Source organism: Micromonospora sp. NPDC049139 (assembly GCF_055586845.1).
In genome coordinates this window covers 194,967-207,630 of sequence record NZ_JBVJHK010000015.1, presented here as the reverse complement: position 1 = coordinate 207,630, position 12,664 = coordinate 194,967, and the positions used below count along the sequence as shown (strand labels likewise).

10 protein-coding genes are annotated in these 12,664 nt (G+C 74.1%); 6 read left to right on the top strand and 4 right to left on the bottom strand.

Translation table 11 applies throughout. The annotated features are described in order from the left end of the window. Positions 1–552 precede the first annotated feature (552 nt). Together ACZ6Q9_RS23880 and ACZ6Q9_RS23875 are read left to right on the top strand one after the other, a co-directional pair. On the top strand, positions 553–1,803 hold the full coding sequence (locus tag ACZ6Q9_RS23880; protein ID WP_393456954.1) for a hypothetical protein: 1,251 nt from the start codon (positions 553–555) through the stop codon (positions 1,801–1,803). 150 nt (positions 1,804–1,953) lie between these two features. Continuing rightward, entirely contained in the window at positions 1,954–3,657 is a 1,704-nt protein-coding gene (locus ACZ6Q9_RS23875; RefSeq protein WP_396829604.1) for a choice-of-anchor D domain-containing protein, read from the top strand. A 12-nt stretch (positions 3,658–3,669) separates the two neighbouring features. Here ACZ6Q9_RS23875 and ACZ6Q9_RS23870 read toward each other — a convergent pair whose 3' ends face one another. The 4 genes from ACZ6Q9_RS23870 to ACZ6Q9_RS23855 all read right to left on the bottom strand — a co-directional run bounded on the left by ACZ6Q9_RS23870 (position 3,670) and on the right by ACZ6Q9_RS23855 (position 6,899). Next, entirely contained in the window at positions 3,670–4,062 is a 393-nt protein-coding gene (locus ACZ6Q9_RS23870) for a PAAR domain-containing protein (RefSeq protein WP_393263585.1), read from the bottom strand. Between the two features lie 45 nt (positions 4,063–4,107). Further along, the gene (locus ACZ6Q9_RS23865; protein ID WP_396829603.1) at positions 4,108–4,794 is read right to left on the bottom strand and encodes a helix-turn-helix transcriptional regulator; all 687 of its coding nucleotides are present in this window, start codon (positions 4,792–4,794) and stop codon (positions 4,108–4,110) included. Continuing rightward, complete coding sequence (locus tag ACZ6Q9_RS23860; RefSeq protein WP_393263582.1) at positions 4,791–6,140, bottom strand: COG1470 family protein; 1,350 nt, start codon at positions 6,138–6,140, stop codon at positions 4,791–4,793. Before ACZ6Q9_RS23860 ends, ACZ6Q9_RS23865 begins: the two co-directional genes overlap by 4 nt. Before the next feature lie 150 nt (positions 6,141–6,290). Continuing rightward, positions 6,291–6,899, bottom strand: a complete 609-nt coding sequence (locus ACZ6Q9_RS23855; RefSeq protein WP_393263580.1) for a Pvc16 family protein — start codon at positions 6,897–6,899, stop codon at positions 6,291–6,293. A gap of 177 nt (positions 6,900–7,076) precedes the next feature. Here ACZ6Q9_RS23855 and ACZ6Q9_RS23850 point away from each other — a divergent pair, with 177 nt between their 5' ends. The 4 genes from ACZ6Q9_RS23850 to ACZ6Q9_RS23835 are packed head-to-tail and all read left to right on the top strand — an operon-like array spanning position 7,077 to position 12,585. Continuing rightward, positions 7,077–8,639: a phage tail sheath family protein gene (locus tag ACZ6Q9_RS23850; protein ID WP_396829602.1), complete on the top strand. Its 1,563-nt coding sequence runs from the start codon at positions 7,077–7,079 to the stop codon at positions 8,637–8,639. A gap of 33 nt (positions 8,640–8,672) precedes the next feature. Then, a complete protein-coding gene (locus ACZ6Q9_RS23845) occupies positions 8,673–9,155 on the top strand; it encodes a phage tail protein (protein ID WP_393263576.1) in 483 nt (160 codons plus the stop codon). Next, the gene (locus ACZ6Q9_RS23840) at positions 9,142–9,558 is read left to right on the top strand and encodes a hypothetical protein (RefSeq protein WP_393456939.1); all 417 of its coding nucleotides are present in this window, start codon (positions 9,142–9,144) and stop codon (positions 9,556–9,558) included. Before ACZ6Q9_RS23845 ends, ACZ6Q9_RS23840 begins: the two co-directional genes overlap by 14 nt. 51 nt (positions 9,559–9,609) lie before the next feature. Continuing rightward, positions 9,610–12,585, top strand: a complete 2,976-nt coding sequence (locus ACZ6Q9_RS23835; protein WP_396829601.1) for an eCIS core domain-containing protein — start codon at positions 9,610–9,612, stop codon at positions 12,583–12,585. Positions 12,586–12,664 lie beyond the last annotated feature (79 nt).

The window sequence follows — 12,664 nt, the reverse complement described above, 5'->3', positions numbered from 1 at the left end:
CTTCCGGCGCGACCAGCCCCTCGACAGGCAAGGCGAAAACGAAACCGAAGACGACCCGCAAACCACGCCCAAGCCCAACAGGTTAAAGATCAAGCTAACCGCGCTCATCGGAAATGGCCGGGACCGGTCCTCCGGGTCCGTCAACGGTGAGACATCTCCGGGTGGCCACGGATCGCAGAGAACGCAGTTGTGCTCTTGTTCAGCGGTTACTCCTCGGACGACCCCTCGTGCTGAGTGGACGTGCGGGGTCGTTCCTCGTATCCGATCGTCCGGGTCCCGTTCCGGGACGGGCAACACCTTTCGGTCACGTCCGAAGGGTGCGCGGCACGACCCCAACGGGCTTCTCGGCTGTGATGAGGTCTCCCGATCTGGTACCGGCCACCGCACGCCGGCCAGGGGCCGATGCCGGCCTGACCGACGTCCGCAGCCGCGGCCCGCGGTGCCTGGTGAGGCAGTACGGACTGCCCCAAAGACCGCCGACTGCGCGTGTCGGTGAGGCCACCGCTGCGCCATGGTGACCGCGTCGACTGTCGCCGAGCGAGAAGAGCGGTCATGACCTGGCGAGAGACCTACTGGCACGACGCTGCCTCCGACCCCGCGTACTTCGCTGCCGTGGAGTTCGCCACCGTCCTGGATGGTGACTACGGCACGCGGATGTTCGGCCGATGGGTCGAGGAACGCTACCCGTACTCGCACGAGCTGGTCCGCGCCGTGGAGTACCTGCTGGTCACCAACGCCTACGCCGAGGACGTCGCGGAGACGATGGAGATCCTCCACCGACGCCTACCCCGCCCGTGGGACGATCCGGCGATGCTCACCGCCCTGGAGCGGACCGCCGCCCGGTTCCCGTACGTGCCCACGCAGGTACGCGACGACCACGACGCCATGGTGCTCGCCGACGCGCTCTCGACCGACGTCGACACGTTTCGGCTGTGGCGGGAGGAGATCCAGCAGGCCGCCGTCGCGCTGCTGCGCGACGGCGGGGTGATGGACGCCTTCCTCGACGACTGCGCGCTGCTCGCCGACGAGGCGAAGGAGCACCAGGCGGTGGAGGCCCTGGAGAAGGGCAAGGAGCGAGTCGACGACCCGCTCCACATCCCGAGCCACGACCAGGGCCAGCACGGCCACGAGGAGAGCGACGACACGGGGCACGTCCGCGGCGACGAGGGGACGGTCACCGTCGTCCGGAAGCCGGGTGTGTCGTTCAGCGAGCCCGCCGAGGTCGCGGCGAGGCGGTATCCCTGGTTGTCCTACCCCTTCCGGCTCGGGGTGGCCTTCACCCTGAACCCCGAGGCCAACTCCCACCTGCCCGAGACGTTCAGCTGGGACGAGGCGCAGGTTCACCTCGGCCGTTGGGGGGTCGACCTCGACGAACTCGTCGAGCGGATCGAGCAGGCCATGGGCAACCGCTTCGCGCGAATGTACCGGGACGAGCGGATGGTGGTCTCGGTCATCGGCGAGAGCGTGGACGTGACGGTGACCATCGACTCGGCGCTCAACGCCCACAACACCGGGATCATCGCCACCCTAGACAGCGACGGGGCGTACACGCACTACGTCCAGTTCAAGGACCTGGTGATGTTCTACGTCGACGAGAACGACATGTACACGCCGATCTACAACGTGCTGAAGACGTTCGGCGACCTGTGGGTCGGCGGCGACGCGGAGAGCTACGTGGTGCGGCACGGCAAGGGCCGCAAGGCGTACTTCACCGTCACCCCGGTCAAGGCGAGCCACCAGGCCAGCCTGGTCGCGGTGGTCCGGCGCTGCTCGGACGGCATGACGGTCAAGGTCCTGTCCTGACCCGACGCGACCGGCCGGCAACCGGGTGCGCCGGCCGGTCCGAGGGACGCGGGTGCGGCCGGCGTTGCCCGTAGGTGTAGGAAGGTCTGCACCCAGGTCTGTCCGCCCACCCGCTGCGCGACGCCGGCCCGGCCGGCTTCAATGCCCGGCATGGCCGCATTCGCCTCCCGCTCACTGCGCGCCGCGTCGGCGCTGGCCGTCATGGCAATCCTGGTGGCCAGCGCTCCGCCGGCCGGGCACGCCGCGTTCCTCGCGACACCGACCACGGGCGGCGGAGCGGAGTTCCGGATCAGCGTCGCGGACGCCGCCGCACCGGCCGCCGGCCCGCCCGACGGTGGCCTGACCGACCCGACGATCGGGTTGAGCCCCGGCGGGTCGGCGACGCTCACCCGCACAGTCACCACGGCCACCGTGCCGCCCCGCCCCGACGTGGTGCTGCTCGCCGACACCACCGGCAGCATGGGCGGGGCGCTGGAGGACGTCAAGACCAACGCCCGCCGGATCGTCGCGGACATCAGCGCCGTACAGCCGGACGCCCGGTTCGCCGTCGCCGAGTACCGCGACGGCGGCGACGAGTACGCCTTCCGGGTCAACCAGGACCTGACCGCCGACCCCACCGCCGTGCAGGAGGCGGTGAACACCTGGACCGCGGCCGGTGGCGGGGACATCCCGGAGGCGAACCTGCACGCGTTGTCCCGGGTCGCCACCGGCGCGGTCGCCCTCCGCACCGACAGCAGCCCGATCCTGGTGATCTTCGGTGACGCGCCGTCGCACGATCCGAGCCTCGGCCACGACCTCGCCGGGACGGTCACCGCGCTCACCGCCCGGGGCATCCGGGTGGTGGCGGTCGACGTCACCGCGTCCCCGTTCTCCAGCCTCGACCAGACCGGGCAGTTCACCGAGATCACCGCTCGCACCGACGGGGTGTTGCTCAGGGCGGCCTCCGCCGGTGAGGTCTCCACCGCGATCCTTGCCGGCATCCGGGCGATCCCGGCCACCGTCGCCGCCCGCGTCTCCGACTGCGACCCGCAGCTCAGCGCCGACGTCACGCCCGGCGAGCGGACCGTCGACAGCGGCGGCAGCGTCGACGTCACGCTCACGGTCCGGGTCGACCCGAAGGCCCGCAACGGCGAGTACGCCTGCCGGTTCACGGTCACCGTGGACGGGATCGTCCACGGCACGGCGGAGCGGCTGGCGGTGACCGTGACCGGGGCCGCCCCCGACGTGCCGGTGCTGCACTCCGACACGACCCTGCTCGACCTCGGTGAGGCGTCCCTCGGGGTGGCCGCCCCGACCCGCCGGGTGCTCCTGAGCAACGCCGGGGACTACCCGCTCAGCGTCACCGCCACGCTCGGCCCGCAGCCGTACCCGGCGGCCTTCACGGTCAGCGGGAACGGGTGCGGCCCGGTGCTCGCCGTCGGCGGTTCCTGCGCGCTGGACGTCGCGGCGACCCCGCGCGTCATCGGGGCGGCCAGCACGGTGCTCACCCTGGCCAGTTCCACCGACACCGGGGGACGGGCGGCGCAGTCACTGACCCTGCGCGTCTTCGGCCGCAGCCCGATCCTGACGTTCAACCCGGGGGTCGGCCGGCCCGGTCAGGTGGTGACCGGCATCGGCCGGGACTTCCCGCCGGGCGCGACGGTCTCGCTGGCCTGGGCTGACAGCACCGGGGCGGTGACCGTGGCGGCGGACGCCTCCGGCCGGTTCGCCGTACCGATGGTGGTCTTCGCCGACGGGCCGGCCGGTCCCCGCACGGCGGTCGCGGCGGTGCCGACGGTCGGGACAGTGACCAGCGGGACGTTCCTCGTGCAGTCCCCGACGGCGCAGCCGGGCGTCTTCACCCGGCGTCGCTGACCCCCGGCGCGATCAGCCGACGAGCACCTGACCGGTGGCGACGACGGTGCCGTTCGGCGCGGGCGCGGGATCGTTGCAGGTGTTGACCTTGTCGCCGTGCCGGGCGACGGGCTTGCCGTTGACCAGCACCAGCGGGCTGCCGGCGAGGACGGTGCCCTGGTTGGTCGGCGGGACCTGGAACGGCCCGCCGGTGGGCACGTGCGGGGGCGCGTTCACCGCCCCGCTGCCCACCACGGCGGCCGGTTTCCCCTCGATCAGTACGTCGGTGCTGCACCCGGTGGTGATCGTGCCGGTGAAGGGCATCGGGGTCGGGGTCGGCACCGGCCCCACCGGCGAGGGGAGCATGACGATGTGCGTGTCGGTGCCGACCACCTTGTCGCCGAGCTTCGCCGCGGGTACGCCCACGTCGCCGCTCCTTCCTTACTTCCGGGACCGGGAACGGTCGGACGGTCAGATCAGACCCTCGCGGATGGCGTGCGCGACCGCCTGGGTCCGGTTGCGGACGCCGAGCTGGACGGTGATCTCGTGCACGATGTTCTTGATGCTGCGTTCCGAGTAGGACAGGTCCCGGGCGATCGTCGCGGTGTCCGCCCCGGCGGCGATCATCCGCAGCACGGCGAGCTGCCGTGGCGACAGGGGCAGGATGGTCAGACCCCGGGGGGCCAGCACCTGGCGCTGGGCGCGTCCCACCCGGGTCAGCAGGGAGCTGAGCAGGTCGGTGGGGAGCCGCGCCTCACCTCGGGCGGCGGCCCGCACCACCTCGCGGAGCAGCGGCGCGGTGCTCTCCGCGCGTCGTACCATGCTCAGCCCGCCTGCCTCGATGGCCTGGAGCCCCGCCGTGTCGTCGAGCTGTCCCACCACCAGCACCGGGCGGGGTGCCGGTCCGGGCGCGGCGGCCAGCGCGTCGAGCTGGGCCAGCAGCCAGTCGTCCACGGTGTCCCCGACGAGCACCAGCACGTCCGCCGTCGCGTCGTCCCCGGTCACCATCACGGGGCGGACCCCGGCCGGGTCCCCGCCGCCAAGATCGGCGCCGAGCTGGGCGACCACCCCGGCCTGGGAGATCGGGTCGCGGGCGCGGACCGCGGTGCGTACGGGAGTGACGTCGGTGGCCCCGCCGGACTTCGGCCGGGCGCTCATCGGGCGGCGCCGGGGCTGGCGGACGGGCTGGTCGCCGGCGCGACCGGCACCAGTTGGCCGGCGAAGTACGCCGCCGGGGTGCACGGTGTGTCGCCCGGGTTGGTGCACCGGACGGCCACCGTGACCGGCTGGTCGGCGGAGAACTTCAACGGCTGTACGAAGTGGTAGTCCAGGTCGCGGAAGTTGTTCAGGCCGGTCTCCAGCAGCACGGTGTCACCCCGCCGCACCTGGAGCACGCCCGCGTCGCCGTGCGGGTTCTGCAGCACGACGTCGGTCACCCAGAGCACCTTCCTCGCCGCCGGCCGGTACGTCGACAGGGCGAACTCGTTCGAGGTCGGGGAGGCGTTGGTGGCCACCCGGAAGTCGGCGGCGGTTTCCGGGTCGGCGTTCTCCAGTGTTCCGGCCGGACCGCCCCCCGGGCCGGCCGTCGGGCTCGCCGGCGCGCTCGGCTTCGGCGAGGCGGCCCCCCCGGTCACCGCCTGCTCGGCCTTCTCGGCGGTCTTCGCCGCCTCGCTGGCCTGCGTCCTGACCTCGGCGACCTCCTCGCTCAACTCCTGGTTGAGCTGTTGGGTCCGTACCTGCGCGGCCTCCTTCGCGGTGGACTGCACGGTGGGTTTGAGCACCGCGAACCAGAGCGCCGTCACCGCCACGACCACCGCGACGGCGACCAGCGCCACCCGGGGCGACCAGGCGGGCAGCACCGCCCGTTGCACCAGCAGCCCGTCGCAGGTGATCGGCTCGGTCTCGGGCCGGGTGACGGCCACCTGGAAGGGCAGGCTGCGGTCGGGGCCGAGCAGGAACCGCTTCTTCGGGCGTACCCGCAGCTTGACGAAGGTGGCGGTGCCCGGACGCAGCACCGGCGCGGCGGGCCGGGCCCGGAAGCCGAGCAGCAGGTCCGGGTCGGTGGGCAGCACCTCGACGGTGGTCTCGGTGTTGCCGGTGTTGTCCACGACGAGCTGGTGGGCCCCGGTCCGACGGGCCCGGGAGGTCCGGGGCACCAGCTCGGCGGCGAGCTCCACGAAGGGCAGGACGGTGACCCGGCCCTCCTCGACCACCGAGCCGTCCGGGTCCTCCCGGCCCCGGACCCGTACCCCGAAGTCGAGGTCGCCGGCCGGAACAGTGGCGGAGCGGGGCGGCCGGAAGGTGACCCGGGCCTCCTCCTCGGTGCCGGGCAGCAGGTTCATCGTCGGTGGCTCGACCTGGGCCCAGGAGCCGGCGTCGCCGACCACGTCGAGGGTGAAGTGGTCGACGACGGAGGCGGTGTTGCGCACCCGTACGGTGCAGCCGACCTCGTCGCCGGGCGCGACGGTCAGCTCGGTCTCGGCAAGTCCCACAGCGGCGCTCATGCCGCGCAGTCTCGCCGCGCGGCGGGCGCCGGCAGTACCGCGATCGAGGTACACCAACGGGCAGCCGTGGCTACCTGATCGGGCAACCCGCTGGCCCGGCCCGTGTCGGGTGCCCGGTGCGGACCGGGCCCACCCTGATCCGCTCGACGCTCAGCCGGGTTCGCTGATCCGTCCGGGGCGGCGGGCGGCGCGGGCCCCGGGGGTGTCGTCGTGCCGTCCGGCGCTGACGCTCACCTCGCGCGGTGCCGGCGCCAGGTCGGTCGTCGCCTCCGGCACGTACGGGACGAGCAGTTGCAGGTGCAGGCCGGTGCGGGCGGCGCCGCCGTGCGGCAGCCACGCCGACCCGGCGTCCCCCTCGCGGCGGGGGGCGCTGCGCACCACCACGGACTGGTTCGCCCGCGCCAGCGCCCCGACGAGGAAACGGACGGGCAGCGCGGTGCAACCCGCGCAGCCGACCAGCAGGTCGCCGAGGAGACGGTGTTCCCGCTCGGTGTCCGGTCCCCAGGCGGTGAGCAGGTAGCTGAACCGGTAGCGCCGCCCCGGCGGGCGACGCCCGGTCACCTGGCCGGTGGCGTCGCGCAGGTCGTCCCAGCTGGCGGAGACGCCACTGGAGTCCTCCTCCACGTCGAGCAGGAAGGCCGAGACCCGCTCGCCGTCCAGCTGCGCGCAGCGGTCCGGCGGGTCGAAGACCACGGGCACCCCCGGCGGCAGGTAGCTGCCCAGCCAGGCCCGGACCGACAGGTCGACATCCCAGATCACCCACCCACCCTGCCGTCGGCGGGGTGGGCCCGCGCTCGGCGGCCGGGCAGGCCGATGGGGCGGATCCGTTGCCCTTCGGGGCAGTGCGGCCTACCCCCGTGGCGGTCCGGCGGGCAACGGATCCGGCCCGGCGCCGTTGGCATGCTCGCCGCAACACACCGTCGTACAGGAGGTTCGATGCCGACGTATCTGTCGCCGGGCGTCTACGTGGAGGAGGTGTCCTCCGGGTCGAGGCCGATCGAGGCGGTCGGGACCGCCGTCGCCGCGTTCGTCGGCTTCGCCGAGAGGGGGCCGGTCAACGAGCCCACCCTGATCACCAACTGGTCGCAGTACACCCGCACCTTCGGCGGCTTCGTTGCCGGGGCGTTCCTGCCCCTGTCGGTCTACGGATACTTCCTCAACGGCGGCGGTTCCGCGTACGTCGTCCGGGTGGGTGGCTCCGACGGCGACACCGGGGCGGCGGGCGGCGACGGGGCGTACGCCACCGCGGCGGTGCCGGCCGGCGGGGACAACGGGAAGCTCTCCTTCACCGTTCGCGCCGCCCTGCCCGGCCCGGCCGGGCAGGACCTCTCGGTCGAGGTCACCGACGCCTCCGACGGCGGCGACGACACCTTCAAGCTCGTGGTGAAGCGGGCCGGCAAGCCGGTCGAGACGCTGGACAACCTGACCACCCGCCGGGGTGCCGGCAACGTGGTCACCGTCGTCCGCCAGCAGTCGAAGCTGATCCAGATCGAGGAGGCCAAGGGCACGACGCTCGCCCCGCCTCGACGCGGTGCCGAGGTCGCCCTCGCCGCTGCGGCACTGCCGGACACCACCACCGTCGACGGCGACCTGCGGGTGCGCGCCGAGGACTACGTCGGGGACGTCAGCGACCGGACCGGCTTCGCCGGCCTGGAGGCGATCGAGGACGTCACCATGCTCAGCGTGCCGGATCTGGCCGCCGCCCACCAGCGCGGGGTCATCGACGACGAGGCGTTCAGGGCCGTCCAGCTCGCGATGATCGCGCACTGCGAGCTGATGGGCGACCGGGTGGCCATCCTCGACCCGCCGCCCGGGCTGCACCCGCAGCGCCTCAAAGAGTGGCGGCAGGACGTCGCCGGCTACGACTCCAAGTACGCGACCCTCTACTGGCCCTGGATCAAGGTCATGGACCCGGCGCAGGGGCGGGCAGTGTTCATGCCGCCGAGCGGCCACGTCGCCGGTGTGTGGGCCCGCAACGACGACACCCGGGGCGTGCACAAGGCACCGGCCAACGAGATCATCCGGGGCGCGCTCGCCCTGGAGAGCGGCCTGACCAAGGGCGAGCACGACCAGCTCAACCCGATCGGGGTCAACTGCATCCGGTCCTTCCCCGGCCAGGGCATCCGGATCTGGGGCGCCCGTACGCTCTCCAGCGACGCCGAGTGGCGCTACCTCAACGTCCGGCGGCTGTTCAACTGGATCGAGAAGTCCATCCTGCTCGGCACCAACTGGGTGGTCTTCGAGCCCAACGATCCCCGGCTCTGGGACGCGGTGCGCCGGGTCATCACGATGTTCCTCCGCCGGGTGTGGCGCAGCGGTGCCCTGATGGGCGACACCTGGTCCGAGGCGTTCTTCGTCAAGTGCGACGCGGAGAACAACCCGCCGGAGAACCTCGACGCCGGGATCCTCACCGTCGACATCGGCATCGCACCGGTCAAGCCGGCCGAGTTCGTGGTGTTCCGCCTCTCCCAGCTCTCGCACGGCGCGGGCGACGACTGACCCCGAGCGACGACGTAACCAGGAAGGACGACCATGGCAGGTCAGGGTACCCAGGACCCGCGCCAGAACACCGAGATCATCAGTGCCGCCGTGTTCCGGCTGGAGGTGCCGGGCATGAACGCGGTCAACTTCGCCGAGCTGGTCGGCATCAGCAGCGAGGTGGAGAACGCCGAGTACATGGCCGCCGGTCCCACCGGGCCGATCTTCTCCCGGCACTTCGGCCGGACCAAGCCGCCGACGGTGACCCTCAAGCGGGGACTCGACCTCAACGGTGACCTCTGGCTCTGGCACCAGAAGGTGCGCAACCTGATGTACGACGCGTACCGGGACTGCGCACTGAAGCTCTACGGGCCCGGTGACGACCTCAACGGCGACGCCCGGCTGACCTACATGATGACCAACGCCTGGCCGGCGAAGGTGGAGGTCAGCGGGGTCAAGGCCGGCTCGACCGACATCGTCTACCAGACGGTCACGCTGATGTGCGACGACCTGTTCGACTTCAATGCGCGGATCTGACCTCGCCGAGCCCGCCGCCGGACCGGCGGCGGGCCTGCGGACCGAGTTCCCGTTCGTGCTGCCCCGTGGGCTGGTCGACGACCGGGGCGCGGTGCACCGGCAGGGCGTCCTGCGGCTCGCCACGGCCCGCGACGAGATCCATCCCCAGGGCGATCCCCGGGTACGGCAGAACCCGGCGTACCTCACCGTGTTGCTGCTGGCCCGGACGGTGACCCGGATCGGTGCGGTGCAGCCGGTCGACACCACGGTGATCGAGCGGCTCTTCGCCTCCGACCTGGCCTTCCTGCAGGACCTCTACCGGCGGGTCAACCAGCAGGGGCACACCGGCGCGGAGGTCACCTGCCCGCACTGCGGGGACGAGTTCGCGGTGGACCTGGCCGGCGCCTTGCCGGCGGGAGCCTGACCCAGCCGTCCCGACCACGAACCGGCCCTGATCTGACTGAGGAGGTGGGGGATGGCCTGGTCCCTCCGGCCCCGCCGGTTGTTCCAGCCGGCCGCCGAGGCGTCCGTCCCGGCGTCGGTGCCGCCCGCCGGGGGACGGTCGTCGCTGGCGGCCGCCCCGCTGGCGCGGGTGCCCGGGCCGCTGACTGCGTCGGCGTACCCCGTACGGGAGTGGGCCGGAGCCGCCGCGCCGCTGCTGACCGTGGCACCCGTCCCGGCCATGGTCACGCTCACCCCGCCCCCGGTGGTGGCGGGTGTTCCGTCGTCCGGGCCGGCCTTCTCCGCCGGGGCCGCCGGCGCCACCGCCGTCCTCCGGTCCGCCGGGCCCGTCGTCGCACCGCTGCTCACCGGGTCCACCGACCGCCGGGTGGACGCGTCCCGCACGCTGGTGCCGGTCGTCCCGGCAGCCACCCACGGGACCCCGCTGACCGGAAACGACGACCTGGACCCCGGCACCGGCCTGGGGCACCAGCTGGACCCGGCCAGCGGCTCGAAGCCCGACCTGGGCCCGGCCACCGGGCCGGCGCGCGACGGTGGCCCGGCCGGGCGGGACGAGGCGGCAACCCGGACCGCCGCCCGGTTCGCCGCTGCCGGACTGCCGATCGCGCCCGTCTGGCCACCCCCCGGTTTCGAGGACGTCCACCTCGCGGCGGAGGCCACCCGGGCGGCGGAGGCGGCCCGCACGGCCGGCACGCCGGGGGCCGTGCGACAGCGGGGCGAGACCGCACCGCGTGCCACCGATCCGCCCCCCGACAGCGAGCAGCTCGGTGCCGGCTCGGCACCGGCGGACGGCCGGGTGGTCCGCCCGGTCGAGGTGGTCTCCCGTGCCCGGTCCGCCCGGCGCACACCGCCCCGCCCGGCTCGGGCGGGGGAGGACACGCCGGTCACCCCCACGCCGGAGGTAAGGCCGGTGGGCGCGGCGAGCGCCCCGGTGGACCGCCCGGCAGCAGTGCCCGCGACGAACACCGCCCCGCACCCGGCTGACGACCCGCCGCCCGTGTCGCCGACCGACCCGCCCGCGCACCGCTCCGACGACCCGACCGGACTGTCCGCACACAGCCCCGCCGCCCCGGCCAGCCCGGCCCCGCACCGCCGCGACGAGCCGGTCGGGCCGGCCCCGCACCGCCCCGACCGGCCGACCGCACCGGTCACGCGGCGGGTGGAGCGAAGCGGGTCGACCGCCGGACCGGACGACCCGTCGGGAGGTGGCCCGGTCGCCGCGACGCGGGGTGGGGCCGCCGTACGTCCGGCGGGTGACCAAGCTGCGCTGTCGCCGGCCCGGTTCCTGACCCGGCGTACGGACACCTCGTCAGTCGGCACCGGGGAACGGCCGGCGCCGGTGCCACCCGTCACGACCGGGGTGCCGGCATCGGTCGTCCGCACGGAACTCCCGGCCCAACCACCCGGTCCACCGCCGGTCGGCGGTGCGGTGTCGGTCACCGGCCCTGATCCGGCGACCCCTGAGCAGGACCGCGGCGACGCACCGCTGGTCAGCCGTCCGGTGCCCACCAGCGGCGCGGTGCCCGGCGACGCGGGGGAGCCGACCGCCGGTGCCCCACAGCTGCCGATCCCACCCAGCGTCGCGGGGTACGCCGATCCGCGTCCCACCGGGACGGAGCCGACATCGGGCGCGTCCACCCCGGGCACGCCCACCCCGCCCGCGTGGCGCCCGGCGTCCCCGACCGGCCCCGCCATCGGTACGCCGGTGGTCGCGGACCCGCGTCCGGCGCCGGCACCGGCACCCGGCACCGGACCGGCACCGGCCACGGACGACCGGATCACCTCCGGAACAGCCGTGCCGTCCACTGCGGGCGGTCCGTTGCGTCGGTCGTCTCCGGTGACCGGGATCGATGGGGAGCCGGCGACGCCGGAGCGCAGATCGCGAAACGACCTGACCGGTGGTGGTCCGCCGGACAACGCGCCGCCCGCCCGGCCGGGGCACCCACCGGCCGTGCCGCCGCGCTACCCGGACCCGTCGTCCCGGGTACTCCCGGCCACACCGGCTGAGGGGCTTCCCGGCGAGCCGATGCCCGCCGAACTGGTGGACGGGTTCCGCCGCCGGTACGGCGTCGACGTCTCGGGCGTGCCGGTCCGGCGTGGTCCCGAGGCCACCGCCGAGGTACGGCAGGCCGGTGCCCGTGCCGCCACCCGGAACGGTGAGGTCCTGTTGCCGGCGGAGGCCGGCCCGCTCGACGCGCCGCCCGCCCGGGCCCTGCTCGCCCACGAGCTGGCCCACGTCGTGCAGCAACGCGTGCTCGGCGGGGCGACCCCGGCGGAGTCGACGGCCGCCGGACGTGACCTGGAGGCACGTGCCCTGGCCGCCGAGTACGCCTTCGGCGACGCGTCCACGCCGAACGGGGTGGGCCCGCTGTCCCCGACGGTGCCCCTGGTGGCCGGTGGTGCGGCCGTCCCCGCCGGACCGACCTCGACGTCCGCTGGGGGCGCCTGGGGGGTAACGCCGGACGGCGGGCTGAGCTGGCGGGCCGGTCCCGTCGGCCCGGCCCCGACGGGTCACCCGGTCCAGCGGGCACCCGTGGGGGGCTCAGCCGACGCCCTGGCCGACCTGCGCGACCTGGTGCGGGCCGAGGTGAACCGACAGGAGGGAGCCGAGCAGGTCGGGTCGTCCGAGCCCATGCCGGAGACGACCCTGGCGGCGCTACGGGCCGAGGTGGCCGCCGCGACCGCCCCGCCCGCGTTCGACCGGAGTGCCGGCCGCCTCGCCGAGGTCCGCGACGCGGTGGAGCGACTCCGCGAGGAGCTGCGTACCGCGACGGAGCGGGAGGAGGCCGCCACGGCTCGCCTCGACCGGGACACCACGTTCCTGCGGTCCTGGCTCGGTGACCGGCTGCCGGGGCGGACGGTGGACCTGGACAACGCGGACGACCTGGAGGAACTGGCCGGACGCCTCTACGGACGGCTGCGCGGCCGGCTCCGACAGGAACTGCTGGTCGACCGGGAACGCGGCGGACGACTGGCCCGGTTTCCCTGACCCGACGACGCCCGACCGAGGAACACCCGACACAGGAGCACCCGGACCGGAAACGCGCGACCCACCAGCACGACGACGC

What these genes read in the sequence shown, in the direction of transcription:
- ACZ6Q9_RS23880 (WP_393456954.1), top strand. Translation starts at nt 553, where the DNA reads ATGACCTGGCGAGAGACCTACTGGCACGACGCTGCCTCCGACCCCGCG.
- ACZ6Q9_RS23875 (WP_396829604.1), top strand. Translation starts at nt 1,954, where the DNA reads ATGGCCGCATTCGCCTCCCGCTCACTGCGCGCCGCGTCGGCGCTGGCC.
- ACZ6Q9_RS23865 (WP_396829603.1), bottom strand. Translation starts at nt 4,794, where the DNA reads ATGAGCGCCCGGCCGAAGTCCGGCGGGGCCACCGACGTCACTCCCGTA.
- ACZ6Q9_RS23860 (WP_393263582.1), bottom strand. Translation starts at nt 6,140, where the DNA reads ATGAGCGCCGCTGTGGGACTTGCCGAGACCGAGCTGACCGTCGCGCCC.
- ACZ6Q9_RS23850 (WP_396829602.1), top strand. Translation starts at nt 7,077, where the DNA reads ATGCCGACGTATCTGTCGCCGGGCGTCTACGTGGAGGAGGTGTCCTCC.
- ACZ6Q9_RS23845 (WP_393263576.1), top strand. Translation starts at nt 8,673, where the DNA reads ATGGCAGGTCAGGGTACCCAGGACCCGCGCCAGAACACCGAGATCATC.
- ACZ6Q9_RS23840 (WP_393456939.1), top strand. Translation starts at nt 9,142, where the DNA reads ATGCGCGGATCTGACCTCGCCGAGCCCGCCGCCGGACCGGCGGCGGGC.
- ACZ6Q9_RS23835 (WP_396829601.1), top strand. Translation starts at nt 9,610, where the DNA reads ATGGCCTGGTCCCTCCGGCCCCGCCGGTTGTTCCAGCCGGCCGCCGAG.